This is a genomic window from Thermanaeromonas sp. DSM 22490 (genome assembly GCF_056378755.1).
Window position 1 is genome coordinate 1 of the sequence record NZ_JBJHHE010000024.1, and the last position, 24,143, is coordinate 24,143.

General features: G+C 51.5%; 31 protein-coding genes. 4 read left to right on the forward strand and 27 right to left on the reverse strand.

Annotated features, from left to right (window positions below; genetic code table 11):
• A partial coding sequence (locus AC1BI1_RS12625) for an IS110 family RNA-guided transposase (RefSeq protein ID WP_476717661.1) occupies positions 1-523 on the forward strand: 523 nt, incomplete at its 5' end.
• Between the two features lie 176 nt (positions 524-699).
• On the opposite strand, the gene csx15 is transcribed toward AC1BI1_RS12625, so the two are convergent.
• The 5 genes from csx15 to AC1BI1_RS12650 form a co-directional block, all read right to left on the reverse strand.
• The gene (gene csx15, locus AC1BI1_RS12630) at positions 700-1,080 is read right to left on the reverse strand and encodes a CRISPR-associated protein Csx15 (RefSeq protein WP_476717662.1); all 381 of its coding nucleotides are present in this window, start codon (positions 1,078-1,080) and stop codon (positions 700-702) included.
• A 5-nt stretch (positions 1,081-1,085) separates the two neighbouring features.
• Positions 1,086-1,982: a PDDEXK family nuclease gene (locus tag AC1BI1_RS12635; protein ID WP_476717663.1), complete on the reverse strand. Its 897-nt coding sequence runs from the start codon at positions 1,980-1,982 to the stop codon at positions 1,086-1,088.
• 75 nt (positions 1,983-2,057) lie between these two features.
• Complete coding sequence (locus AC1BI1_RS12640; protein ID WP_476717664.1) at positions 2,058-2,951, reverse strand: CRISPR-associated ring nuclease; 894 nt, start codon at positions 2,949-2,951, stop codon at positions 2,058-2,060.
• Between the two features lie 432 nt (positions 2,952-3,383).
• Entirely contained in the window at positions 3,384-3,842 is a 459-nt protein-coding gene (locus AC1BI1_RS12645) for a hypothetical protein (RefSeq protein ID WP_476717665.1), read from the reverse strand.
• A 2-nt stretch (positions 3,843-3,844) separates the two neighbouring features.
• Positions 3,845-4,579: a nitrite reductase gene (locus AC1BI1_RS12650; protein ID WP_476717666.1), complete on the reverse strand. Its 735-nt coding sequence runs from the start codon at positions 4,577-4,579 to the stop codon at positions 3,845-3,847.
• A 258-nt stretch (positions 4,580-4,837) separates the two neighbouring features.
• Between AC1BI1_RS12650 and AC1BI1_RS12655 the strand changes: the two genes are divergently transcribed.
• Positions 4,838-5,941 carry a polysaccharide deacetylase family protein gene (locus AC1BI1_RS12655; protein ID WP_476717667.1) on the forward strand — a complete coding sequence of 368 codons (1,104 nt, stop codon included), beginning with the start codon at positions 4,838-4,840 and terminating at the stop codon, positions 5,939-5,941.
• Positions 5,942-5,944: 3 nt separating this feature from the next.
• Here the strand turns inward: AC1BI1_RS12655 and dnaB are convergent, their stop codons facing one another.
• The 10 genes from dnaB to AC1BI1_RS12705 all read right to left on the reverse strand — a co-directional run bounded on the left by dnaB (position 5,945) and on the right by AC1BI1_RS12705 (position 12,922).
• Positions 5,945-7,279, reverse strand: coding sequence for a replicative DNA helicase (gene dnaB / locus AC1BI1_RS12660; protein ID WP_476717668.1), 1,335 nt, complete (start codon positions 7,277-7,279; stop codon positions 5,945-5,947).
• 11 nt (positions 7,280-7,290) lie between these two features.
• The gene (gene lonC, locus AC1BI1_RS12665; RefSeq protein ID WP_476717669.1) at positions 7,291-9,189 is read right to left on the reverse strand and encodes a Lon family ATP-dependent protease; all 1,899 of its coding nucleotides are present in this window, start codon (positions 9,187-9,189) and stop codon (positions 7,291-7,293) included.
• 7 nt (positions 9,190-9,196) lie between these two features.
• The gene (gene rplI / locus AC1BI1_RS12670; RefSeq protein ID WP_476717670.1) at positions 9,197-9,649 is read right to left on the reverse strand and encodes a 50S ribosomal protein L9; all 453 of its coding nucleotides are present in this window, start codon (positions 9,647-9,649) and stop codon (positions 9,197-9,199) included.
• Positions 9,650-9,741: 92 nt separating this feature from the next.
• Positions 9,742-10,716 (reverse strand): YybS family protein, encoded by a 975-nt coding sequence (locus AC1BI1_RS12675; protein ID WP_476717671.1) that lies wholly within the window; start codon positions 10,714-10,716, stop codon positions 9,742-9,744.
• A gap of 84 nt (positions 10,717-10,800) precedes the next feature.
• Positions 10,801-11,028 (reverse strand): 30S ribosomal protein S18, encoded by a 228-nt coding sequence (rpsR, locus tag AC1BI1_RS12680; protein WP_476717672.1) that lies wholly within the window; start codon positions 11,026-11,028, stop codon positions 10,801-10,803.
• Positions 11,029-11,045: 17 nt separating this feature from the next.
• Positions 11,046-11,468: a single-stranded DNA-binding protein gene (locus tag AC1BI1_RS12685; RefSeq protein WP_476717673.1), complete on the reverse strand. Its 423-nt coding sequence runs from the start codon at positions 11,466-11,468 to the stop codon at positions 11,046-11,048.
• A gap of 58 nt (positions 11,469-11,526) precedes the next feature.
• Entirely contained in the window at positions 11,527-11,823 is a 297-nt protein-coding gene (gene rpsF, locus AC1BI1_RS12690; RefSeq protein WP_476717674.1) for a 30S ribosomal protein S6, read from the reverse strand.
• Between the two features lie 402 nt (positions 11,824-12,225).
• Positions 12,226-12,369 (reverse strand): YvrJ family protein, encoded by a 144-nt coding sequence (locus AC1BI1_RS12695; RefSeq protein ID WP_476717675.1) that lies wholly within the window; start codon positions 12,367-12,369, stop codon positions 12,226-12,228.
• Between the two features lie 81 nt (positions 12,370-12,450).
• A complete protein-coding gene (locus AC1BI1_RS12700; RefSeq protein ID WP_476717676.1) occupies positions 12,451-12,672 on the reverse strand; it encodes a DUF2922 domain-containing protein in 222 nt (73 codons plus the stop codon).
• Positions 12,673-12,697: 25 nt separating this feature from the next.
• On the reverse strand, positions 12,698-12,922 hold the full coding sequence (locus AC1BI1_RS12705; protein WP_476717677.1) for a DUF1659 domain-containing protein: 225 nt from the start codon (positions 12,920-12,922) through the stop codon (positions 12,698-12,700).
• Positions 12,923-13,224: 302 nt separating this feature from the next.
• On the opposite strand from AC1BI1_RS12705, the gene AC1BI1_RS12710 reads away from it, so the two are divergent.
• Positions 13,225-13,686: a CGGC domain-containing protein gene (locus AC1BI1_RS12710; protein WP_476717678.1), complete on the forward strand. Its 462-nt coding sequence runs from the start codon at positions 13,225-13,227 to the stop codon at positions 13,684-13,686.
• Here AC1BI1_RS12710 and AC1BI1_RS12715 read toward each other — a convergent pair.
• The 10 genes from AC1BI1_RS12715 to comA all read right to left on the reverse strand — a co-directional run bounded on the left by AC1BI1_RS12715 (position 13,663) and on the right by comA (position 20,925).
• Positions 13,663-13,854 (reverse strand): DUF951 domain-containing protein, encoded by a 192-nt coding sequence (locus AC1BI1_RS12715; protein ID WP_476717679.1) that lies wholly within the window; start codon positions 13,852-13,854, stop codon positions 13,663-13,665. The genes AC1BI1_RS12710 and AC1BI1_RS12715 overlap by 24 nt on opposite strands.
• Positions 13,855-13,931: 77 nt before the next feature.
• Positions 13,932-14,810, reverse strand: coding sequence for a HEAT repeat domain-containing protein (locus tag AC1BI1_RS12720; protein WP_476717680.1), 879 nt, complete (start codon positions 14,808-14,810; stop codon positions 13,932-13,934).
• 13 nt (positions 14,811-14,823) lie between these two features.
• Positions 14,824-15,405, reverse strand: coding sequence for a sulfurtransferase-like selenium metabolism protein YedF (gene yedF, locus AC1BI1_RS12725; RefSeq protein ID WP_476717681.1), 582 nt, complete (start codon positions 15,403-15,405; stop codon positions 14,824-14,826).
• An 88-nt stretch (positions 15,406-15,493) separates the two neighbouring features.
• Complete coding sequence (locus AC1BI1_RS12730) at positions 15,494-16,909, reverse strand: aminopeptidase (protein ID WP_476717682.1); 1,416 nt, start codon at positions 16,907-16,909, stop codon at positions 15,494-15,496.
• A 13-nt stretch (positions 16,910-16,922) separates the two neighbouring features.
• Complete coding sequence (locus tag AC1BI1_RS12735) at positions 16,923-17,639, reverse strand: CvpA family protein (protein WP_476717683.1); 717 nt, start codon at positions 17,637-17,639, stop codon at positions 16,923-16,925.
• Positions 17,639-18,442, reverse strand: a complete 804-nt coding sequence (gene panB, locus AC1BI1_RS12740; protein ID WP_476717684.1) for a 3-methyl-2-oxobutanoate hydroxymethyltransferase — start codon at positions 18,440-18,442, stop codon at positions 17,639-17,641. Before panB ends, AC1BI1_RS12735 begins: the two co-directional genes overlap by 1 nt.
• 20 nt (positions 18,443-18,462) lie before the next feature.
• Positions 18,463-18,633 (reverse strand): hypothetical protein, encoded by a 171-nt coding sequence (locus AC1BI1_RS12745; protein WP_476717685.1) that lies wholly within the window; start codon positions 18,631-18,633, stop codon positions 18,463-18,465.
• A 67-nt stretch (positions 18,634-18,700) separates the two neighbouring features.
• Positions 18,701-19,156, reverse strand: a complete 456-nt coding sequence (locus AC1BI1_RS12750; RefSeq protein WP_476717686.1) for a DUF441 domain-containing protein — start codon at positions 19,154-19,156, stop codon at positions 18,701-18,703.
• An 84-nt stretch (positions 19,157-19,240) separates the two neighbouring features.
• Entirely contained in the window at positions 19,241-19,960 is a 720-nt protein-coding gene (locus AC1BI1_RS12755; protein WP_476717687.1) for a 2-phosphosulfolactate phosphatase, read from the reverse strand.
• Positions 19,961-20,106: 146 nt separating this feature from the next.
• Positions 20,107-20,925, reverse strand: a complete 819-nt coding sequence (gene comA, locus AC1BI1_RS12760; RefSeq protein ID WP_476717688.1) for a phosphosulfolactate synthase — start codon at positions 20,923-20,925, stop codon at positions 20,107-20,109.
• A gap of 182 nt (positions 20,926-21,107) precedes the next feature.
• Between comA and AC1BI1_RS12765 the strand changes: the two genes are divergently transcribed.
• A complete protein-coding gene (locus AC1BI1_RS12765) occupies positions 21,108-22,331 on the forward strand; it encodes an MFS transporter (RefSeq protein WP_476717689.1) in 1,224 nt (407 codons plus the stop codon).
• Positions 22,332-22,360: 29 nt separating this feature from the next.
• On the opposite strand, the gene phoU is transcribed toward AC1BI1_RS12765, so the two are convergent.
• Entirely contained in the window at positions 22,361-23,077 is a 717-nt protein-coding gene (phoU, locus tag AC1BI1_RS12770; protein WP_476717690.1) for a phosphate signaling complex protein PhoU, read from the reverse strand.
• 74 nt (positions 23,078-23,151) lie between these two features.
• Positions 23,152-23,910 carry a phosphate ABC transporter ATP-binding protein PstB gene (gene pstB / locus AC1BI1_RS12775; RefSeq protein WP_476717691.1) on the reverse strand — a complete coding sequence of 253 codons (759 nt, stop codon included), beginning with the start codon at positions 23,908-23,910 and terminating at the stop codon, positions 23,152-23,154.
• Positions 23,911-24,143 lie beyond the last annotated feature (233 nt).

The following is a 24,143-nucleotide window of genomic DNA, read 5'->3' on the forward strand; positions in this document are numbered from 1 at the left end:
CGATAAGCTTAAAGACCCTATCAACCGCATCCTGGCTTCTACTCTGCAAAACATAAGACACCTGCAAAAGCAGATTAAAGAAATCGAAAAAGCTATCGAGCAGGAAATGGCAGGCCTTAATAACCCCCTCTTGACCATACCAGGTATGGGCCTGGTCTTTACCGCCGGCATCATCGCTGAAATCGGCAATATCTATAACTTCCCTGATGATGACGCTGTGGCTAGTTTCGCCGGCCTTACCTGGCAGCAGCACCAGTCGGGCAACTTTAATGCCGAGGAAACTCCCCTCTCTAAAACCGGCAATATCTACCTCCGGTACTACCTTATAGAAGCTGCCAATAGCGTTAGGATGCACGACGCTGAATTTAAACGCTTCTATGAGAAGAAGTACCAGGAGGTTAAAAAGCATCAGCATAAGCGCGCCTGTGTTTTAACTGCTCGTAAGCTGGTCCGGCTCATTTTCGCATTGCTGCGCGATAATCGAGCCTACTCCAGGCCAGAAATAGGGGTGAATGTAGGTTAAACAAGTATGCATCTTAATACTTTTTCCTGTAACTTTCTGGAAGAAAATACCTCCTTCCAGGATGGTGTAATATCACCTTTTTCAGTTTTTGCCCCATAAATTTTTCACTTGCCCCCTTGACAACTTATACCCCACTCTTTTTAACTCGAATTTCTTAAAAGCAATCCGGCCCTTTTCTATCGCCTTTTTCTCGCCTCTTCTCGCACGCCCTGTAGGTTCACTATTTCCGCCACCTCAAATTGAGGCGGTACGCTGTTGGCCACCGGTCGCAGGCGTACCACCGCGGGAAAATAGCCGCATCTTCCGTGCAGTTCTGCCAGTAGCATAACGGCTATAATGTTGAGAGAGGGAGGGTTAACGAGAAGCGGCACAGTCTGCCACTCCTGCGGTGTGAGCCCGGCCCGGTCGGCCATAGCTACTACCTGAGGAACTATAGACTGTTGGGGATCGATCTGGGCGTCGATTTCGATCACCCTGTCTATCCTTTTTTGGGTAAGGTCCTCCAATTGCCGCAACTGCTCCGCGGTAAAGGGATGGGAAAAGTTGAGGAGAATCAAGGTTTTTAGCCTCCCAGTTCTCTTGTCACCGTCTGTATCAGCTTTTCCGTGTCTTCCTGCGACAACTCTCCTTTTTGCGCCGAGGGAAGTTCGATTACCGTGATCCCATGCGCCCTGGCCAGCTCGAGGTTGTTGGACCCATATTCCCGGTCCAAAATGAGAAACTTTTTGGTATAGGTTCCCAGGAAACGCGGCTCGGCGGCAGTGTTTAGCTGGTCAATGCCTTCCTTACTTAGAGCCTTGTTCCCGCTTTTCACTTCGGCGATGCCCACACGGTTACCGCAGCGCAGCACGAGATCAATTTCAAGTGCGTTCGTGGGTTTCACGGAGGTCTTTATTTGGTCAAGCTTTTGCTGCAATACCCCGGCCACCATTTTTTCAAAATCATTCTTGAATTCACCTTCTGTATATTCTCCAAGGTGTACTCTCAAGTAAAGGTCAATGTTAAGCACCGGCGGTACCTCGTCCACCCTTTCGAGCACCGGAGCGCCATCAAAAAAGCGGTAATGGTATACTACGCTTTTCTTCCCCTCGCTCTGCACGTAAAGAAAAGGGCTAGAAAACTGCTCCGCCAGGCGGTAAGCCGCCAAGGCCATGGGCTTGGTCCCACCTGTAAGGTTAAAAATAATTTTATCCGGAGGCCATTTTTTCTCCCTGATAACCCTCTTGAGCTTGCTCTCGACATCTGCCATATCGTAGGGGGCAACGTATACAGGCTCATCCTCAACCGAAATACCGCTTTCTTGACTACGCTTTTTGAGGACCGAGCGCAATCGTTTACTAACACCTTTAGTGCGCTCCGTACAAACCAAAACTACATGCTCGGGCCTTGCGTGCAGCACTGCCAGCAGGTTCGGCACCGGCTGTTCGCCGACAAGAGAAATCATCACTGTTCCGCGCACGGCATCTCTTCCTCCCTGCATTTTCTCTCCTTGTCCATCTCCGCCTGCGAAATTGCCAAAGGAAAAACTCCCACCTCACCCTTCCAATTCCGCCAGAGCGAAATAGGGCGCGAATTCAGCGATCAGCACGTTGCGGTCCACGTTGCCCTCCGGGTAGTCAAGCCATTCCCTGAGCTTTTCATAAACGTTGCGAAGCTGGTTGGCTACGGTCTGTTCCCTTCTGCCCAGGGCTTTAGCGATACTGGCATTGTCGAGGCCCCGGCAGGCCAACCGGACCACTTCCCGCTCCGCGCCGGTCAGCCAGTGCCGGATAAACTCCTGCTGTCGCCTGCGGCGCGCATTCCGGTTTAACCGCTCGTACCAGGCCACCACCTCTTCCGGGTCATCTAGCTCCGCCACCGTCCGCACCAGGGTGCCGGCCTCAGCCCAGCGCAGCACTGGTACCGGAACCAGCCAAACCCTGTCGCCAGGCGAAAGGTGCAACCTGCGGTCCGCTCCAGGATGCCACCCCTCGGTAACCAGGTGCCAGGCGCAGTCTTCAGGGCCAAACAGCAGCTGGGCCACCACCATGGCCATAATGCCCATTACCTTGCGGCCGCCGGAAAGACACAGGTGGACAACCCGGCCCTCCTGTCTGGTACGGCGCACGACACTATAAAGGGTCCGTAAAAGGGAGCGCAAGTCATCCGGGCCATAGAAATCCTCCGTCCGCCCTTCGGGCGAAGTTACGGGAACAGGTAGGAGTTCGATGCCCGGGTAGAAGTTACTCGCAAACTCGCAGGCTATGATGTCTAGGGCCTGGCGCACCCCAGGATTCACGGTATATACTACTATAACTTCGTCAACCGGCCTGCCCCTAGCCAACAGGCAATCCAAGGTGATAGTGACCACCTGGGGTTCCAAACCCAGGGTGGCAATAAGGCTGTCACGGTTTCGTCCTTGTCTTGGTGGTAATGTTTGTATTTTCATTTTCCTTTCATTGTGCATCGCTAAATTTGGCTATGCAAGAATTCTGCCTACCAAATATTTTGAGTAATATATTACTATTGTTGGGATAACACCGGGCTGCAATCCACCGGTGAATGGCGTAAATGCGCGCAAAGGAATTGCGGCCTACTGCTGGCCCAGGGGTTTTCCTTTTCCGTCCGGGATCGGAGGACATCTTTAACTTCCTCCCCAAATTCCTCCAGGAGAGGATTTCGACAAGTTACTCCCTTTTTCCTCCTCCCGAGGTAAAATATTTCAGCAATCCCCATAAAAAAACAGCCCTGTTAGGGCTGAAGCTTTTATTGCCTTCGTTTGAGCTTGTTATCAACTGTCATTTGCCGGCTCGACTGGGCATACCCCTCCAGCTTATGGCGACGAGGAAACTCTTAAGCAGGTAGGTAACCTTGCAATCCTTTAAGCTTGACCTCCTAAAGCCTTTTTCTTGTCCTGGTAAAGCTCCATGAGCTTCTGTCCCACCTCAGGGTTCAGCCGCCCCACCTGCAAAAGGTAAGCTGCAATGCTCCCGCTGAATTCCACGTAATCACCAAAAAGTGCCCGCTCCAGGGCTCGCCGGCTGATGTTGATAACGCAATCCTCTTCGTGGTTGTCCTGGCAGCTCTGACACTGGATAAGTACCGCGCTTATAGCATCCAGCAAATCGTCCTGGTAATAAAGGCGGAGATCATCCTCGGGTATGAATTTGTGCCCGTGGGGTATCCGGCAGGTATTTTTGGCCTGCGCGTAATCCAACACAGTCTGGGTAAATCCGATCAGGCACCGCGCCTTATCACAGCTGCCGCATTCCTCTACCGTCTTGCAACACCTGTCAACTGCCTGCCGGATGGCGGCAACATCTATGTTCCTGGCAGTCATAGCTATTCACCACCTTTACCAGTTGCTTGACTCAAGAAGCTGAGAAAATCAGTTGCTTCCTCCTGCCGCCTGAACTGGCTAAGCATTTCAGCCGCGGGTTTAAAGGCCTCCAAGCCGACCCTCTGGATGGTGTGGCAAAGCCTTTCTTTAGGCTGGCCCAATTCATTGTAACGGTTCAAAACGTGCTCCAAAATGGCCACAACTCCTTCTTTGTTTACTCCCTCAGCTATAAGCGTACCATGGACAGGCTTTTTGCTCGCGCCCCGGCCACCTATGTAAATACTGTATACATCCTCTCCGGTGGCCAGTACTCCAAAATCGGCACAGAACGGCTCAGTGCACCCGCGCTGACAGCCGGCCACGGAAATTTTAAAATCGTTGGGCACCGGCCGATTCATGAAGTTATCCTGCAAAATCCCTGCCAGCTCAAAAACATCCGCCAGTGAACGCTGGCAAAGCTCATGGCTGCCCGCACAGGCTTTCACATTGCGCACAGTTTCGCCGAAAACACCCAATTTTAAACCCAGCGCCTGGACGCCTTCCCGCAACGCTGGCAATTTATCCTCCGGTATGAGGAAGATTAAAGTTTGCCGGGTGGTGAGTTTGCAGGCTTTACACTCCAATTCCTGCGCCAGCCGGGCCAACCCCATAAGCTGCTCTGGTGTTAGAACCCCGCATTTAGCTACAATACCCACGCCTAAGATACCCGATTTTTGCATAAAAATAGCATCTCCCATGGAAATCCTCCTTGCCTCTATTGCTACTTGTTCCTATTCCTACTTTATTCGCGACCCGAGCAAAAATTCCTCCTTTTCCCAAAAGCGACTCGGCCGTTCATTGGAAAAGGGCCCCAACCCAGCAGGCTCGCAAATAAAAATTAGGGTATAACTCCGTGGGAAAGGGACTTGGCGACGCCAGGGTGGGGATGATAAAATCTTATGATGAGCGGTCGGCATTTACATCTGAAGAAAAGATAAAGATAAGGAAGGAAAATCATGAAAAAATTCGCCACTTTATTAATCTTTGGCGCCCTAGTTGTTAGCCTTACTTTTATCGGAATTTATCGTGCTTATGCCATGCGCCAGCCCAAAAATTTCCGCCATGCGGGAAATACATCCGGGGTACAGCTGACCGACAACACCACCCCCGACAAAACACCCGAACCATCTCCTGCTACGGTTGAACCCGCCGCTGTAAGTGAGCCTGCCGCCGGACCCGTTATCTACCGTGACAAGGTAATAGCTTTAATATACCATCATTTCGATCCCCAGGAAAGCGACATTACCATCTCCCAGGAGCTTTTTGCCAGCCACCTAGATATGTTTAAGGCTAAGGGATATAACGTCATCAGTCTACACCAGCTTAAAAATTTTTTGGAAGGCAGTCCTTTGCCTCCCAACGCTGTGCTTATTACCATTGATGACGGATATACCAGCGTCTACAAATTAGCTTTTCCAGAGCTAAAGCGGAGGAACATGCCTGCTGTGGTCTTTGTTATCGGCGCTTATATGGGTAAGACTTTAGGGTCTCTGCCCCACTTTGGTTGGGAGGAGGCCAGAGAGATGGAAGCCCATAACATCAGCATCCAATCTCATACTTACGACATGCACAACTGGGGTGTGGGCAGGGAAGGTAAAAAGCGACCTGTATTGGAAGGCCCCTTGGCCAAGGAGACAGACCAGGATTTCGCCCACCGCGTGCTCCATGATCTAACAACTGCTAAAAAGGAATTAGATACCCACCTGGGCCGTCCCGCCTATGCCCTGGCGTGGCCTTACGGTCGGGCTAGCGAAAAAGCCCAGCAAATAGCTGCCGAAGTAGGCTTTAAGCTGGTCTTTACCACCCGCTATGGACCAATTACCCGCCAAAGCAACCCTTTAAGCTTGCCCCGAGTTCACGCCGGCTCGCCTAAAGTGAGCCCTGCGGACCTGGATACCACTATACGCAATACGGCAGGCGTATCTCTTTCGCCCCCCTCGCCGGCGAAGCCAGAAAAGGGAACTGTTACTGAAGCCGCCAAGCATGAAGCGGGATTTAAGGCCTCTTCGCCTGCCAAGCCAGAAAAACAAACCACTAGGGCAGCTGCCCCGACGAGGTAGGATTTAAGGCTCTGGTTCCGGGGCCAGATCAACAAATTTGGTAAATTCAGGCAAAAAAGCCATCTCTACCGTACCCACCGGGCCATTCCGGTGCTTGGCCACTATCACTTCAGCAATGCCTTTTTTGTCAGTGTCGGGATCGTAATACTGGGGACGGTAGAGGAAAATTATAACATCCGCGTCTGCCTCAATGGCGCCGCTCTCCAGCAGATCAGCCATGACTGGACGTTTATCCTGCCGCTGTTCCACCCCACGGTTTAGCTGGGACAAAACCAGCACAGGAACATTTAGCTCGCGTGCCAAAGCCTTCAGGGCTCGGGAAATAAGGGCTATCTCCTGTTGGCGATTATCCACGCGCCGGTGGGCTTGCATGAGCTGCAGGTAGTCTATCACCACCAGCCCCAGGCCGCATTCAGCTTGCAATCTGCGCGCCTTGGCTCGGACTTCTAGTGCAGTTATAGCTGGAGTATCGTCTATGTAAATAGGCGCTTCAGCCAGCAGGCTTGCCGCATTGACTAGGCGCGCCCAATCATCTTCTTTGAGGAAGCCGGTGCGGAGGCGGTGCTGTTCCACCATGGCCTCAGCCGCTAGCATCCTCTGCACCACCTGATCGCGAGACATCTCCAGGCTGAAGATGGCCACCGGTACCCTTTTTTGCAAAGCTACATTCTGGGCAATGTTGAGACAGAAGGAAGTCTTACCCATACCGGGACGGGCCGCACAAATAATAAGATCTGAAGGTTGTAAGCCGGAAAGAAGGCGATCTAAATCGTGAAAGGTAGGCAACCCCGTCACTTCGCCCTTATGGGCTGCTATCCGCTCCAGATGTTCGAAGGTCTTAAGGAGCACCTGCTTGATGTTTACAAAGCCATCCCGATAGCGGCCGCTGGCTACCTCTAAAATCAGCCGTTCCGCCTCATCTACAATTTCACTTACTTCCCCTTCCTCCTCATAGGCCTTTTCGGCTATGCGGTTAGTCGCCTGGATCAACTGCCGGAGTGCAGCTTTCTGGGCAACGATACGGGCATAATATCCGGCGTTGGCCACACTGGGAACAACTGTGGTAAGATGAGCAAGATACGAAGCCCCTCCCACTGCTTCCAACTCGTTTTTACGCCTCAGCTCTTCGGTCACCGTTAAAAGATCTACGGCCTCGCCCCTGGCTTCCAGGTCCAGGACGGCGCGGTAAATAAGGCGGTGAGCTTCGCGGTAGAAGTCTTCTACCCTTAAAATTTCGGTAGCCATGAGCAGGGCTTCCCGGTCAAGGAGAATAGCCCCCAGTACGGATTGCTCCGCCTCCAGACTGTGGGGAGGAAGCCGCTCAGGAAGCTCCTTCATTAGCTTCACCTCTACTCTTCCACCAGGAGATGTTCCAGGGCTTGGGCTACTGTAGCTACCGGGATAACTTTAATTGCCGGCAAATCTGGCGGTACCTCCGAAGCATTGGCCTCCGGCAAAATGACATAGCGCATACCTGCCTGCCGAGCTCCATAAATTTTTTCCACAATACCTCCCACAGGTTTAACTTTGCCTTGAATGGAAATTTCTCCTGTAACGGCCACGTCCTGTCTTACTGGGCGCCCCTGGACAGCGCTGATAATAGCAGCACAAATGGCCAGACCCGCCGAAGGCCCATCAATGTTGCCCCCGCCCACAACATTGACATGAACATCATAATCGCTTAAATCCTCCCCCGTGAGCAGGCGGAAAACTGCGGTGGCATTAAAAACCGAGTCCCGGGCCATGCTACCGGCCGTCTCATTGAAACGAATATTCCCTTTGCCCGGCTCGCGAGCCGGAAAGGCTACCGCCTCTACCTCCAACACCGTTCCGACAAAACCTGTCACCGCCAGGCCAAAAACGCGGCCTACCTCTGGCGTATCCTTAGCCCTGGCTGTTACAAAAGGTGTCAGGCGGGCCGTCTGGGCTACTTCCAGGATGTGCTGGACGGTGATTACCTTGCTCCGCCGGCCCTTCTTCTTATACTGCTGGTACAGGGCCAACCCATAGGCGTCAGCCAAGAGACTTACAGCTTTTCTCCCTTCAATGGTGTATTCGGCGATCAGGGCCGGTACTGCCGGCTCTAACTTTACCTCTAACCTTTCTGCTGCTTCTCGGACGATGGTCTCGATCTGGGCCGGGGTTAAGGGCTCAAAATAGACCTCTGCACAGCGCGAACGCAAGGCCGGACTTAGGTCCTCAGGATCACAAGTGGTAGCTCCTATGAGGACAAAATCCGCTGGCGCCCCTTCTTCAAAAAGTTTCTTAATATACTGGGGTACGTTTTCATCGCTGGGGTCATAGTATGAGGAATCAAACTTCACCCGCTTGTCCTCTAATACTTTAAGAAGTTTATTTAAAAGTAAGGGGTCCATCTCCCCGATCTCATCGATAAACAGCACGCCGCCGTGGGCCTCGGTAACCAGCCCCAGCTTGGGCTCGGGCACTCCACTCTCCGCCAAGTCCCGTCTGGCTCCCTGATAAATGGGATCATGAACCGAGCCTAAGAGGGGATTAGTTACTTCACGGGGATCCCAGCGCAAGGTTGCACCGTTCACTTCTATAAAGGGGGCATCGGGCTTAAAAGGCGAACCTTTGATCTTTTTGGCTTCCTCCAGGGCCAGCCGTGCCGCTGTCGTTTTGCCCACCCCTGGTGGACCGTAGATTAAAATGTGCTGGGGAAAAGGAGAAACCAACTTAGCCAGCAGAGCCCGTACAGCTCGCTCCTGCCCCACAATCTGGTCCAGACTTTGGGGACGTAAAACCTCCATGGCCGAACGGGCCAGCCGGGTTTGCTCCATTTTTTCCAGAATTGCCAGTTTCTTAAGGGTATGGGCATTTTCCGGGCCAGCATTCTCTCTCAAAATTTGCATTCTTATTTCCTGGAGATATTCCTCATGGCGCTCTTGCATTCTTTCCGCCACCCGGCGCTCCAGGTTATCCTCTATAGAACGCCGGGCAATAAAGTCGGCCAGCTCTTCCTGGATTTCCTTGAGAATTTGGGGAATGGCCTCCATGGCCGGCACCGTATCAATAGTAGGGTCTTCATAGACCAGCTTTTGCAGGGCCAGCACCCTCTCCGGGAGCTTATCGGACTGCAAAAAATCCAGGGCTTCCAGTTTGCTAGCCTTAAGAACCAGCTTGTCAGTACCATAGATATCACAAAGAATCCCGTACAGAGCGCTGACCTGCCGGGAAAGAAAATCGCGTTCATCCTTAAAAAGAGCTATTTTAGCTCTTCTGGACATTTTACCTTTAACTCCTTTCTGCCACTACCTGTACCATTACCTTCGCGTGTACTTCGGGATGCAGTCGCATTAATACCGGATAGGAACCCAAAATCTTAATAGGTTCCTCTAGTTCAATTTTACGCCGATCGATTTTAATATGGAAGGTGTTTTCTATTGCCTGAGCTATCTCTTTATTGGTAACAGAACCAAAAAGTTTGCCTCCCTCCCCGGCCCGGGCAGCCACTATAACAGTACATCCCTCCAGGCGTTGGGCGAGTCTTTTAGCTTCTTCCAGCTCCTTCTGCTTCCTTTTTTCCTCCCGCTCCTTCTCCCGGCCCAGCTCTTCAAGGCGAGCTTCGGTAGCTATGACAGCCAGATTTCGGGGTATAAGATAATTACGGGCGTAACCATCGGATACTTCCACTACAGTTCCGCGCTTGCCAAGTTTAGGCACATCCGCTGTCAAAATTACTTTCATTAGGCCATACCCCCTTCTCGCCAATCCTGTATCCCTTCTGCTAATTAAGGGCTGCCGCTCACATTTTAGCGGTTACCACGGATGTTTATGACTCATGACGACTCTTCAGGCTTACGCCACCCCAAAAAAGGATCGAAGAGCCCCAAGGCCAGAAGCATAAACAAACCCAAGGGAATATGAATAAAAAAAGCTATAAGGAAAACAACCTTAAGCATTGGAGACCAATTAAACTTGTGAGCGAAAAAGCTAAGCGCCGCCAGGCCATTGCCCAATAACAGGGGAACATACAGGTAGAGAATATTCAGGCCTACAGTTTTAAGCCAGGCCAGTTGCCAGTAATCACCGGCTAGCCAGAGGCCGAGTCCAGCAATAACACCCCAGAGGGTGTACCACGGCAACTGCCAATACCGGAAAGGTGGCAGCCGGCGTTTCCTCAAGTTGAGCCGCCGCAGAACGGCTTCCGCCACCAGATAGTTGGTAAAAGCCGTGAAAAGAGCTATGGTGGCCAGCATAGCAGGCAAAAGGAGTTTGAGATAGGTGACGGTGCTTTCCACGGAATGGCGGAGCTCTTCCAAAGTTATTCCCTGCTTGGATAGCTTTTCCAATATCCCGGATCGCCGATAAAATTCCAAAATATGGTCGGGCGTCTGCTCCAAATCTGCCCAAAGTTGGCCTGGTGATAAACCGAGCAACTTAAATGATAGTATAAGGCTAAGGGCCAGGGATAGCAGGGCCATGAGGGTACCGGCCATTACCATGCGACCTGGAGCCGCCTCTTTTTTAAAAAGGTAGCCGTATAGCAGCCCCGTTCCGGCAAACTGAGTAAAAAGGAAAAAGGCTCTAAGCAAACTCCCGAACAGACCCACGAGAATTCCTGCTACCACAGTGGCCAGTATACCGGTGCGCAAATCTCGGCGCACAATGAGAACGGTGATGGGAAGCGTCCAGATAACATTAGTGATAACCTGCAGAGGAGGCAAAAAGATGCCTATCAGCGCCAGTACTGCCGCCAGGGCAGCCAGCAAGGCCCCTTCTGCCAGGGCTGTTACCTTCCCTCGTTCGTCCATTACTACCGCCTCGCTTGGATAAGGAAAGAGGGAGCACCCTTCCTTGCCCCCTCCATCCTATCCTTTCTTCCCTTAAAATCTTTATTACTCCACCGTAAAGGGCAAAAGGGCCACGATACGCGCCCTCTTAATAGCTCGCGTTAACTGACGCTGGTGGCGAGCGCAGTTACCGGAGATCCGCCGGGGTATAATTTTACCTCGCTCGCTCATATATTTACGGAGGCGATTTACGTCCTTATAGTCTATTTGATCAATTTTATCTACACAGAAGCTGCACACGCGCTTTCTCCCACGTTTACGATCACGTGCCAAATTCCTTCACTCTCCTTCTAAAAGGGAAGACCATCTTCTCCTATTTCTACTTCCGTACCCAAATCATCTAAATCCGGAAAGTCACTGAGCCCTTCGTTGCCGGCGCTGCCGATTCTATCCTTGGGCCAGTCTAAGAAACGCACATCCTCTGCCACTACCTCCGTGACCTGGCGTCTCTGGCCCTCAGCCGTTTCATACGTTCGCACTTGCAGTCGACCTTCTACCGCCACCAGTCGCCCCTTGCCCAGGTGGCTGGCGCAGGTCTCTGCCAGTTTGCGCCACAAAGCAATACGAATAAAATCCGTGCCACGCTCGCCCTGCTGGTTAAGATATGGACGGTCCACAGCCAAGGTGAAATTGGCTACTGGTACCCCGCTGGGAGTATAGCGCAGCTCCGGGTCCCGAACCAGACGGCCGATAAGTATAACCCGGTTCAACATGCCCCTCCCACCACCTTGCTAAAACTTATTTGCCCGGCATGCCTGCAACTCGGTTTGCTCAACTTACTTTCTCTTCCAGGCGGGTAATCATATAACGGATAACCTCATCGGTGATCTTAAAGACACGTTCCAGTTCCTGGGCTACGGCTGGGGTCCCTTTAAATTGCAACAGAACATAAAAGCCCTCCCGGTATTTGCGCACTTCATAAGCCAGCCGCTTTTTGCCCCATTTGTCGACCTGGATAATCTCTCCTCCGTTATTAACGATTAGATTGGTAAATTTATCTACTACAGCCTGGGTCTGTTCAGCTTCCAGGTCCGGCTTTATTACAAACAGGGCTTCATAACTCCGCACGCCTAATCACACCTCCTCCCTTCGGACTAAAATCGGCCCCACCTTCGCGGTGGAACAGGGAAGCATTTTCCGCTGTATTATAGCATACCGTCAACAAGCAAGCAAGGGCCAATAGACCTGAGTTATCCCCACTTTTCGCTGGGGTGGCCTGCTTAGGCTTCAAGCGAGCGAGCAAGCCTTCGCAGTAGCCAAACTTAACGAAGCCGAAAGCGGAGGCGGACCCGAGGCCTTAAGAGGCCTGAGGTCGGCAACTGAGACAGGATGTCGAATTTGCCGGGAAGTCCGCCTTAAGCTTTTAGGCTGCGTGATAGCTTGGCCCGCGAGGGAGGCCTTTGCCAGCTGAAGCTAAGCAGGCCAGAGTCAAAAGTGGGGATGCGCCAGTCAATCGGCCTCCCTGAGACCTTAACTGGAACGAGCTAAAGTATTAGCTAGCTCGTGGATGGCTACCGTCAGATCATCCAGCTTCTTTTCCACCCGCACCAAGAGATAAAAGGCTATGACCATGGGAAAGCCATAATTGCCGATCTGGGCCCAAAGGCTCTCCACCGTACGGTCCTCCTTTCTAGCGTTACAAAATGATAACCGGGGAGCGAGCACAGGTGCTCCCCGGCGGCATCAAAATTTCTATTAAACTGGAATAAGATCCGTACTTTCCCTGCTTACTATACGGGCACCGGCGATGGCCACCAGATCCCCGCCAGGCGAGGTAAAGATGTTACGGGCTAATATTAGCTCCATGGCCGCCCTTACCTCGCTGGCCGTCAGGTCCGGCCGGGGATCCGGTAAAGCCAGAACGGTGCGCCGGCCCGCAGCATTCTGGAAGATCAGTTCCAGCCGCCTGGACAACATATTTTACCCCCCCTCTTGCTATTTGTTAAGCAACGTTCAGGTTGTTCTCATTCACCCGGCTAATTGTAACCACCGGGTAAATTTGCAGCCCCGCCAGAGCGCGGGCCACGTCATAGACATCTTGATCAGCAGCCCCCGGTTTTACACGGTTGAAAGTCCTTAACCGGTAAACCGGCTCGCCTTCAGCGTTGGTCGCCGTCTGCACCTGCAACCTCAAGGCGGTACTTACCGGTGTCACCACTACTGCCATGTCCGGCCACCTCCTTTCTGGCTTTGAGTTTACCAGGAAGGCAGGGGCCGGTCGAATTTAGGTTCGAACCCAAAACGCAATTCTTTCTCCTGAATTCTCCCCTTCGACCTGCGATCACTTTCGCAATTTTGCGCTAAAAGAATTTAAGTTTTCCTTAACTTTTACAGGACCAAAAATTCCTGTTTCCTCATTTCCATAATCCGACAACTTTTGTATCTCTTATGTGCTAAACTACTAATGTTGTCAAGACTAATTATAGTTACACCTGCTCAATTACAAAAAAAGAAGGGGCAATACACAAGATGCGTGTAGGAATTATAGCATGCCGCCATTACTGGCATACTGGCTGCCCTGGGTATCAGTCACATGTCCTTTGTTTTCAATCCCTAGCAGAAAAGAAAGGCCCCCTCGGCCAGCTTCAGGGCGCGCAGATTATAAGCATGCGGCCCTGCCCCGGCTGTCCAGGGGACCAAATACCGGCCCTAGCTGCGGATATGCTCGCCAGGGACAATGTACAGGTTTTCGCTCTGGCTTCCTGCCTTTTCTTTGGCGGCCATTGCTCTTCAGCTCTGGCCATAAGCAAAAAATTAGAGGATAATTTTAAGCGTCCTGTACTATTAGGCAGCTATATAAAAGCGGATGAAGCTGTAAAATATCGGACCGTCCGTCGGCAACCCCCCGGTATTCCCAGCGTTCCTGAATGCTTCCGGCAACTGGGTAATCTAAAATATTTATATTCCTTACACTCTTTGCTCTTGGGATAATACCTTCTTGATGCTCTTTTCTAATTTGGGTCGTGGGAGGAGAATGAGACGGCCGCAGCCCAGACACCGCAGGCGAAAGTCCATACCGGTGCGAAGTATCTCCCAGCGGTTGCTACCGCAGGGATGGGTTTTCCGCATCTCAACGATGTCTCCCAGGTGAAGTTCCACAGGAGGCTTACCTCCCTAAAGATACAGCTTTTAGAACCTCACAACACTACTCAAGGCCTAAGGCCGCAACCGTTTTATTACAGCGAGCAGTCCGTTTTAAAATAGGTAAGGGCCCTCAGAGCAGCACCGGCAGAAATGCGCACTTCCCAGGTCGGATCCTTCAGAGCCTTTTCCAGGGCCGGGCGAGCCTCTAAACAGTACAGGCGCCCCAGGGAGGTGGCTGCTACGGCCCGTACTTTGGGTTCTGGATCGGCGAGGGCCGGTATGAGGTAGCTGCCGGCCTCCTTCAAACCGGTTTCCCCCAGGGCACCAGCAGCAGCTACCCGTATGGCAGGCACTGGTGATTGCAGGCATTCCACTAGGTGGGGTAAAACACACGGGTGGGGTATAGTGCCCAGGATTTCTATAGCCCTTAAAGTGACCTCTTCGGGACCTGCCAGCAGAGCCTTGAGGAGGTAAGGTACGCTCTCGGGGCCAAAGGCAGAGAAAATCTGGGCCACCCGTGCCGGGGGAATGCGTCGGGGTTCAGCCAGGGCTGTGATTAAAGGCTCCAAGCACCGGGTATCCCGCAAAGAGGCCAGGGCCGAGGCTGCTGCCATCTGCACCGCCTCTTCCCGGTCAGCCAGCGCATCCAGCAGGGGTCCTACAGCCCGGCCCTCTCTTAAAAAACCCAGGATTTCGGCAGCCAGAGCTCGCTCCTGTCCCGAGCCTTCTTTTAAGAACTTAAGCCATTCGTCTATCAGGCCTTCTTCTCGGGCCAGTTCTTTAAGCCTATGCTGCACTTCCGGGCTAAGATCTGGCCAGCATCTAAGGAGGGTCTGGGCTACCTCTACTGCTGGTATTTTAAGCAGGGCCCTTTTTAAAGATCTTGTAAGTTCTCCCCGGCAGCGCCGGATTTTCTCCGCCAGGTTCTTCTGGCGGTCCTCCGGCCGTCTCCCCCACCAGCCCCCGAACAAGGCATGGATCCTCCTATAGAGTAATCACTTTTTCAGCTGCCATAAGGTGTTCCACAATAGTGTACATGTTGGTAACCGAACCCACACAAAGCTTTTCTTTTAGCTGGTAGTAATCGAGGCAGGTGCCGCAGGCCAATATCTCTACACCCCTCTCTTCCAGGGTCATGAGGCTGGCCAGGGCCGGCGAACCCTCACAACATAACTTAACTCCACTGTTTATAAAAAGAAGACGTCGAGGTACTACCTCTCCTTCCGCCAAAGTGTAAAGGAAGTTGCGCATGAGCACTTCCCCTAATTCCTGGGCGCCGCGGCCCAGGGAATCCGCGGTAATCATAATTACCTGCCCGGGAACCATACAGATCTGGGTGGCGGGCAGCCCCTCTTTGCGGATATGGATATAGTAGTCGGTGCCGCGCTGCTCTACTTCCACTGCGCACTCCAGGCTACGGGCCAGTTTAACTACATTATCACGAGCTACTTCGTTATCTACGATGGTAATTACTTCGCCGGAATCCTTTAAGGCTTCCAGAGCCTTTTTAGTGTGAATAACAGGCTGCGGACAGGGCAGGCCCCGGGCATCTACAGTAGTTTCCAAGGTTATCCCGCCTTTCATTTGCTTGCTGTAAATTATCCTTTAATACTTCGACATACTGGTGTTTTTACCTGCTGTATCCCTCGATACTTTAGCTCAGCAGGAAAGCCCCGTAGGCCCGGTAGGCCATATAAACATCCACTTTACTACTGATCTCCAGGGGAGCATGCATGGAAAGGAGGGCCGGACCGCAGTCGGCTACCTCCAGGCCGAAATAGGCGAGATATTTGGCTATAGTACCACCGCCACCCTGATCCACCTTGCCCAGTTCGCCGCTTTGCCATATTACCCCGGCGTTATTGAAGATGGCTCGCAACTGAGCCATAAATTCAGCGCTGGCATCATTAGCATCGTACTTGCCCCGGGAGCCGGAATATTTGTTGAGAACTACACCGCGCCCCAGGATAGAAGCGTTATGCTTGTCGAAGGCGTTCTCATAGGTAGGATCCAGGGCGGCAGTTACATCAGCCGAGATAGCCTTGGAATTGGCTAGAATCCGGCCAACGCTTAAGAAATCCTTATAACCTGCCCGGGCGGCCAGTTCAGTCACCACCTGTTCCAGCAGGCGCGACTGGGCCCCGGTGTTACCGGTGCTGCCGATCTCCTCCTTATCCACCAGGATCACCAAAGCCGTATGCTGGGGAACGTTGATTTCCAGTAAAGCCTGAAGGGCAGTATAAGCGCAAACGCGGTCGTCTTGGCCGTAGCCCCCAATCATACTCCTGTCCAGCCCCACGTCCCGTGCCGGTCCTGCTGGCACCAGCTCCAGCTCGGCCACGATAAGGTCTTCCTCTACCAGGCCGTAGCGCTCGTTTAAGAGCTTCAGGATGGCCAGGCGAACCTTTTCTTTGACCTCCTCCCCATCGTAAGGTATATTTCCTACTACCAGGTTCAGGTCTTCACCGTCAATAGCTTCTTCCATATTCTTCTTCATCTGCTGTTTGGCGAGATGGGGCAACAAGTCGCTGATGCTAAAAACAGGATCGCCAGGGTCTTCTCCGATGACAATTTCCTGCCTGCTCCCGTCCCTTAAAATAACTATACCGTGCAGGGCTAACGGTAAGGCCGTCCACTGGTATTTTTTGATCCCCCCGTAGTAGTGGGTTTTAAACATGGCCAGTCCAGCTTGCTCATAAAGGGGCATGGGCTTTAGATCCAAACGCGGGGCATCAATATGGGCACCTACCAGGCGCAACCCCCGGTCCAGGGGAGCCTGACCTGTTATGCCCAGTATAGCTACTTTATGGCGCCACTCCAGGAAAAATTTGGTTCCAGGCAACAAGCTTTGGCCTTCGGGTAGGCTAGCCAGGGAAACAAAACCCTTTTCCCGGGCAGCGTGGATGGCCATTCGCGCTGCTTCCCGCTCCGTCTTAGCCCGGCTCAAAAAAGCTTTGTAACCCTCACAAAAATTGAATACAGCCTCCTTTTCCCCAGGGGACAGCCTTTCCCAGGCGCTCTTTTCCGGTAGTGCTAGCTGAGCCTGTAGTTTTTTGGCTTCTTCGTTCATGCTTTTTCGCCTCCTAAAGCAGTCTGGTGATTAACCCTTCCAGCCAGAAAAATAGGTCAAGGAAAGGCGGAGCTAATTGCGAGGCAGCTAGCTGCCGAGCTACCAGCTCCAAAAAGGGAAAACTCAAAATAAGCCCTTTTTTTAGCCCCAGATCCACTACACCCAAAAAAAGGGAGAGATATAGAGCCTGACTCCCCAGGCCCAGGGCCAAGCCTAAAAGGCGGTTTGGCAGACCAAACGGAGTAAAACCCCAACCCCTGCTAAGCCACACCCCCAAGCGCCGCAAGAACCATACGCTTAAATAAAATAGCAGAAGCACGGCCAGCATTTTCAAAAGCCAAAAAACAAGCAATCCGCCCAGAGCCTCTCCCAAGGTTAAGTCTTTTCCCCCGGACCGGGCCAGGGAGGTGAGGAGACTGGCTTTTAAGGAGTAGGGCAAAGGCCAGCCTGCTAGCAAAGTATCCACTTGCTTTATAGCCGGGACACTTAACTGTTGATCCAAGACGAAGCGCGGCAGGGGAAGGTAGGAGGCCAACCAGGCTCCCCCTCTGGCCGAAAACCCCCACTGCTGGTCTAGTAGGCTGGCCAGGGGTTCCGCCCAATTTAACGCCACCAGAACGCCCACTATATAACCCATGATACCTGCTGCCAAGTTGATGAGGCCCCGGCGGTATCCCTGCCAGGCACCCCAGGCCAGAACCCCCAGCAAAAGCAGATCGAGATAATTCATCAATAAGAATGTTCCTCCCCCGGGAAAGCGCCAGAGCGCACCTCTTGGCGATACTGACATAGAGCGCGTATAATCTCTTCTCCCAGCTGGGCATAACGCTTGACAAACTTGGGCTGGAAGCGGTCAAAAAGGCCAAGCAGGTCATGATAGACTAGCACTTGGCCATCACAATAAGGACCCGCGCCAATGCCAATGGTAGGTATATTTAACCGGCTGGTAATATCTTTAGCCAGCACGGCTGGAATACATTCCAACACCAGAGAAAAAGCCCCTGCTTCCTGCAGAAGTTCGGCCTCCTCCCTTATGCGGCGGGCAGCCTCCTCCTCCCGGCCTTGCACCCGGAAACCGCCCAACTGGGTTGCTGACTGGGGGGTAAGACCGAGGTGCCCCATGACCGGAATACCCGCCTCTACAATAGCCTTTACTTTATCAACCACCGCCCGCCCCCCTTCTAACTTGACGGCATCCGCTCCTCCCTCCTGAATGAGCCTTCCGGCGTTGCGTACAGCCTCACTTACGCTAACCTGGTAAGATAGAAAGGGCATATCCGCTACCACCAGACAGGAGGGCCGGGCCCGCATTACAGCTTTAGTATGGTGAAGCATATCCTCCATAGTTACAGGGACGGTGCTTTCATAACCCAGCACTACCATCCCCAAAGAGTCCCCTACCAGGATCATTTCTATATCCGCCCGGTCAGCCATGAGGGCTGAAGGATAGTCATAGGCGGTAACCATGGTGATCTTTTCACCTCTGGCCTTCATTTCCTGTAGCTGCGGCAAAGTTATTTTCTTTCGCGCCACCGGCTTTTCCCCTTTCCTGGTTAACTTACCTTTATTATAACAAGAAAATCCCCGCGGTGGGGATTTTCTACGGGCTCTTCTATCTGTTCCGGGAATTCTGGTGGTGCCGTTCTGGGGTGGGGAGTGGTAGCCGGCTGGGGAGTTTCCCGGGGCCAATCGGGCGGATCTATACGGTTATACAGTAGGGCCACCCCCTATGCTACAACAAGCAGTATTTCTTGCTTTTTAGTATTTCCCTGTTCTTTCAGGACTATGTATTTACTTCAAAAAGGCAACCAGCTGTACCAGCAGGGCAGCAATGCCTCCTGCCATCAGCGGGCCTACCGGAATACCACCAAAAAAAGCCACACCGATAATGGAGCCCAAAACCATACCTATCATCATGTGGGGGTAGCGCTGAAGTAACTCCAAGCCCTGATAATTCAGATGGGTAGCAATTACGCCGCTCACAACAGCAATAATACCGCTTAGGCTGATGAAGGAGCGCAATATCTCGGCCGGCGGCACCCGGCCGGAGCCAAAGGGTATTAAGACGGAGATCACCAGACAAATAAGACCGGCCTCCAGCGCCCGGCGCTCCAGCACAGGAAAAAAGCGCTGAAAGTTGGTAAACTGTAAAAGCAGCAAAATAGCTGCAGCAGCCGCAATAACGTTGGAGCGACCCATTATACCCAAAACCATAACGAGCAGCAGGATCAAGGTCGACGTGTTCATACGACGTCTCCTTTAATATATTTCAATGCATTATATGCTTACCTGCTGCCTAAATAGTCCAAGAGAGAGATATATCCTTTGGTGTTACCCATATTTTTTTATCAGTCCGCCGTTATAAACAGGAACAGCAGTCAATAGCCCTATCTGGGTACTGTAATCTAGATCGGCTTCAAAGCCCAGCTCCAACAATTGCCTCCCGTGGAGGCTATTTTTTAAAACCTGCGGCAGGTTGTCTTTGTAAATACAATAAAGTTCGCGGGCAGCCCAGGCACCGTCTCGCAGGATATAATCGGCTCTTTTCTGTAGTTCGCTTACTAACAGGCCGGCAGTTAAAAAATCTTCTAGAGAAAAGCGGTCTTTAGTACCAGCACAGAGGATGGTCACATCTCCCCCTGCTTCAGCAGCTGCGGCTGCCGCAGCAGGAGCGTTGACCAGCGCGGCTAAAAGGGGTAACCGAGCCATAGCTGCTCTTTTAATGGCCCGGGTACCGTTGGTGGTGGTAATGATTATCCTTCTACCCTGCACCACTTCCGGGGTATATTCCAGAGGAGAGTTGCCCAGATCAAAACCCGGGATTTTTACAGCTCCCCGTTCCCCGCCTAGAAGTACTCGTTCATCTCCTAGCCGTTCCCTCATTTCAATGGCTTCTTCCGGGGTAAGCACCGGTATAACCTCCAAGCAACCTGCTTCCAGGGCAGTAGCAATGGTGGTAGTAGCCCGCAGGGTATCTACAATGATGGCAACTTTACCGCTTAACCCCTCATCAGTAGCACTGTTAATAGTGCAAAAAACTTCGAGTTCCAAACTAACCCCTCCACAAGCCCGGGCTGCTACTTGTCTTAAAATTTTGCGCCGAAGCATTCTTTTTAGGCCGGGGCCTGCGGTCCTGGGGAGCAGGCCCCGAGATTACATTTAATTCTCCGCTCCACTCCTCGATTCCTGCCAAAGTCCTACAAAATTGCAGCTTTCAAAGTGGCCCTCAAGGTGTCGCCTCGCAATCCTACCCTTAAAGCCTCCAGGGCCAGCACATCTTGGGGTTGAACATTACCCAGGTTGACATTGGGGCCAAAGCGCAAGATCAGCTCCTGCTGCTGTTGCTTGAGAGGCGCTTCCCAGATAATATCGTCCAGGCGTTCAATACCCGCCGCCATAGCTTCTAGCTCTTGTCTTTTAATAGCCCCACTATCATCGAAAATAACAACCCCTTTCCCTGATTCCCGACCCTCTACAATTACTTTATAGACGCCGTCCTGGAGATCCTGGCGGATCTGAGCTAAAATAGCTGTATCCTCCACCCGATCCCTGGGATCCTTTTTGCCTACTTCACTTACTACACCCAAACCTAACTCTTGAGCCCGGTGGATGGCATACTTGCGCAGTTCCTGGCTCATAGGTATAGTGCCATCAGAAACTTCCACAAAGGTATAGCCCATGTCCTTAGCCGTCTGCAAGTAAAGTTCCAGCTTACCCTGGAGCACGGCAACTTCCAGGAAAGTCCCTCCGGGAAAAATATCAATACCGTAGGACCGCACCAGGCGAATTTTTTCCTTTAGGATTTCAGCCGGATAAAACACAGAAGTGCCAAAGCCCAGCTTAATAAAGTCAATATATGGCGCCGCCACACCAAGCAAATCGTGGAGTTGGGTAAGCCCCATCCCTTTATCTATTACCATGGTGAGACCTTTATGGCGCGGCTTCTGCTGGCGCCCCTGGAGTGGGAAATCTAAAAGGTCTTGCCAGCTACCACTTTTAATATCCCCTTTTGGCATTTTGACTGTCGCCTCCCCATAATGGCTCTTAGTATTTTGCTCTCCTGTTTACTTTATTCCGGAAGGCGACAAAGGGAAACAAGGATTATAAGGTTTATCCCAGAATGAAAAACATGGCAGTTCCTCCCGTAAATGTTTCAGCTCGGGTTGGGACAAAATAGAAGCATCAGAGGTGATAAGAATTGCAAGCTTCCATGTGGCTTCCTTTTGCTATCTTGTGCGCAGTTCCCTTCATTATGGTGTTGGGCAATTCCATGCTGGTGCCCCTGCTGCCTAAAATGAAAGAGGCTATGGATGTAAGTTTATTTCAAGTGAGCCTTTTCATCACCGCGTTTTCCCTGCCGGCAGGACTTACCATCCCCTTTGCCGGTTTCTTATCCGATCGCTTTGGCCGCAAAACCATCATGTCTCCCGCCTTAATCCTTTACGGTATTGGGGGGTTACTGGCCGGGGCAGCCGCTTCTTTCCTTGCTCACCCTTATTATTTGATCCTGGGCAGCAGAATACTCCAAGGTATAGGTGCAGGGGGAACCTACCAGCTGGCCATGGCCCTAGTGGGGGATATCTTCCAGAGCAAGGAACGGGCTAAAGCCTTAGGGCTGTTAGAAGCATCTAACGGGCTAGGGAAAGTAATAAGTCCCATCGCCGGCGCTCTCCTGGGACTTATTAGCTGGTACACGCCTTTTTATGCTTACGGCCTGTTAGCCATCCCCATAGGGCTAGCTGTATGGCTGGCTGTGCATGAACCCCAACAGGGTAAAGGCGAACACAAAACAATAACCAGTTATTTTTTAAGCCTAAAAGAGATTTTCAAAGAAAAGGGTTGGGGCCTTTTGGCCTGTTTTTTGGCTGGCATGATAGTCCTTTTTATTTTGTTTGGAGTTTTAAGCCTGGCAGCTGACTTTCTGGAAGCAAGCTACGGTTTTGAAGGCTTAAAAGTGGGCCTTCTCATCGCCATTCCGGTGGGAACCATGGCTTTAACTTCCTACCTTTCGGGTAGTTACCTCCAAAAAAAAGCCGGTCACATCCTTAAAGTAATCATAATTGCGGGTTTAAGTTTAGTGGGCGGTGCCCTTTTTATTATGGCCTTCCGGCCCAATATCTATATCTATTTTCTGGCGCTAATTATTCTAGGCCTGGGCACTGGAGCCGTTTTGCCTGCTGTAAATACCCTGATTACCAGCGCTGCCTCCGCTTCCGAGCGAGGGGGTATCACCTGCTTATACGGCTCCATGCGCTTTTTGGGCGTAGCCCTGGGTCCTCCGGCCTTTGGTATGTCTGTAAACTTGGGCGCTTCTTCCCTCTTTGGCCTGGTCGGCGCCCTGGTAGTAGGAATTGCTTTGCTTAATGCTTTTTTAGTCCAGGCCCAAAAAATGCTGCCACCTGAACTTCTGGCCCGAAATTAAGATATTAAAAAAGCGGGGTTTTACCCGCTTTAATCATTTAATTCCTTTCTCTCGCCGGTTTCTAGATAAATAGCTTCTTCCGCGATATTCGTGGCGTGGTCGGCAATGCGCTCCAGGTAACGGCTCACGAAAAGCAGATAGGTAGCCTGGGTAATGGTCTTGGGGTCTTCCATCATAAAGACCAGGAGTTCCCGGAAAATTTGATTATGCAGGTGGTCTACTTGATCGTCAGCTTCGGCCACCGCATAAGCCAGACCTACATCGCCGTGAACGTAAGCGTCCAGGGCCTGTTTGACCATATTTTGAGCCAGCTCGGCCATACGCGGGATATCGATCAGGGGTTTAATCAGGGGTTGACCCGTGGCAATAATGCGGTTGGCCACCCGGGCTATATCTACTGAATAGTCCGCTATCCGCTCCAGGTCAGTGATAATCTTAAAACCGGCCGCAATTTTCCTTAAGTCTTTGGCCATGGGTTGCTGGGTAGCAATGAGTCTCAAACATTGATTTTCGATCTGCAGTTCCAGCTCATCAACTACTTTATCCCCCTCTATAACCTCATTGGCTATTTTGGCATCCAGCTTGGCTAGGCTTTCTACTGCTTTGGCTATCACCTGCTCCACAATGCTGCCCATTCGCAAGATTTCCTGTTGTAAACTTTCCAGGGACTGGTGAAAACCCTGCCGGGTAAGAGCTGCCATAACCGGTTCTCCCCTTATATTTTCTTCAACATTATTATAATCCATATTATATCACCTCATCCTAGTCTGTCACGGTTGCTCTTTTATGAATATTGTATACTGCTAAAATAGCACCCTTTTTAGCCGAAGCGGCCTGTGATGTAATCCTCCGTCCTCTGGTCACGCGGCTTGGTAAAGATAATGGCTGTATCGTCACACTCCACTATTTCCCCGTTCAAAAAGAAAGCCGTAATATCGGAAACCCGGGCAGCCTGCTGCATTTTGTGGGTATCGATAACAATGGTGTACTTTTCTTTAAGGGAAAGTACCAGTTCTTCTATTTTAAGAGTCGAAGCAGGGTCCAGAGCCGAAGAGGGCTCATCCATAAGAATTACTTCCGGCTCTACCGCTAAACACCGGGCAATGCATAGCCGCTGCTGCTGGCCGCCGGAAAGACTTAAGGCCGACTGCTTTAGCCTATCGGCCACCTCATTCCACAGGGCAGCGGCTTTTAGACTTCTTTCCACAATTTCGTCCAACTGTTTTTTCTTCTTTATACCATGGACACGAGGACCATAAGCTACATTATCGTAGATAGACATGGGAAAAGGATTAGGCCTTTGAAAAACCATACCTACCCTTTTGCGCAAAGAGATAACATCTACATCGGGATCGTAAATATTTTTCTCGTCCAACAGGACCTCGCCGGAAAGATGGCTATTTTCTATCAAATCGTTTAACCTATTCAAAGTGCGCAAAAAAGTAGATTTACCGCAACCGGAAGGACCAATGAGGGCCGTAATACGGTTTTCGTGGATGGTCAAATTTATATCTTTGAGCGCTCGGGTTTTACCGTAATAAAAATTCAAATTCTTAACTTTAATTTTCGGCCTCTCCATTTTTCCTTTCTACCCTCTTGTTAGCATATTTTGGTTTTTAATTTTAGGTATACTACTCCTTATGTTAGTATAAAGCAGTGCCATTAAGAACAGGTTAGAGATACATTAAACTTGTGTTAAATAAGGAACGGTGGCAGGCATTTTCCTGACCACCGCCCCTAAAATATTTTTCTTAGCCATTATACCGGCAACACTGAGGTCCCCGCCGCCCGTGCTCTTAAAGGACCTCCGGC

Coding starts and splice junctions, on each gene's coding strand:
- AC1BI1_RS12640 (WP_476717664.1), bottom strand. CDS start 2,951: ATGAAAATACAAACATTACCACCAAGACAAGGACGAAACCGTGACAGC.
- AC1BI1_RS12645 (WP_476717665.1), bottom strand. CDS start 3,842: ATGACTGCCAGGAACATAGATGTTGCCGCCATCCGGCAGGCAGTTGAC.
- AC1BI1_RS12650 (WP_476717666.1), bottom strand. CDS start 4,579: ATGGGAGATGCTATTTTTATGCAAAAATCGGGTATCTTAGGCGTGGGT.
- AC1BI1_RS12655 (WP_476717667.1), top strand. CDS start 4,838: ATGAAAAAATTCGCCACTTTATTAATCTTTGGCGCCCTAGTTGTTAGC.
- dnaB (WP_476717668.1), bottom strand. CDS start 7,279: ATGAAGGAGCTTCCTGAGCGGCTTCCTCCCCACAGTCTGGAGGCGGAG.
- lonC (WP_476717669.1), bottom strand. CDS start 9,189: ATGTCCAGAAGAGCTAAAATAGCTCTTTTTAAGGATGAACGCGATTTT.
- rplI (WP_476717670.1), bottom strand. CDS start 9,649: ATGAAAGTAATTTTGACAGCGGATGTGCCTAAACTTGGCAAGCGCGGA.
- AC1BI1_RS12675 (WP_476717671.1), bottom strand. CDS start 10,716: ATGGACGAACGAGGGAAGGTAACAGCCCTGGCAGAAGGGGCCTTGCTG.
- AC1BI1_RS12685 (WP_476717673.1), bottom strand. CDS start 11,468: ATGTTGAACCGGGTTATACTTATCGGCCGTCTGGTTCGGGACCCGGAG.
- AC1BI1_RS12700 (WP_476717676.1), bottom strand. CDS start 12,672: ATGTTGTCCAGGCGGCTGGAACTGATCTTCCAGAATGCTGCGGGCCGG.
- AC1BI1_RS12705 (WP_476717677.1), bottom strand. CDS start 12,922: ATGGCAGTAGTGGTGACACCGGTAAGTACCGCCTTGAGGTTGCAGGTG.
- AC1BI1_RS12710 (WP_476717678.1), top strand. CDS start 13,225: ATGCGTGTAGGAATTATAGCATGCCGCCATTACTGGCATACTGGCTGC.
- AC1BI1_RS12730 (WP_476717682.1), bottom strand. CDS start 16,909: ATGAACGAAGAAGCCAAAAAACTACAGGCTCAGCTAGCACTACCGGAA.
- AC1BI1_RS12735 (WP_476717683.1), bottom strand. CDS start 17,639: ATGAATTATCTCGATCTGCTTTTGCTGGGGGTTCTGGCCTGGGGTGCC.
- AC1BI1_RS12750 (WP_476717686.1), bottom strand. CDS start 19,156: ATGAACACGTCGACCTTGATCCTGCTGCTCGTTATGGTTTTGGGTATA.
- comA (WP_476717688.1), bottom strand. CDS start 20,925: ATGCCAAAAGGGGATATTAAAAGTGGTAGCTGGCAAGACCTTTTAGAT.
- phoU (WP_476717690.1), bottom strand. CDS start 23,077: ATGGATTATAATAATGTTGAAGAAAATATAAGGGGAGAACCGGTTATG.
- pstB (WP_476717691.1), bottom strand. CDS start 23,910: ATGGAGAGGCCGAAAATTAAAGTTAAGAATTTGAATTTTTATTACGGT.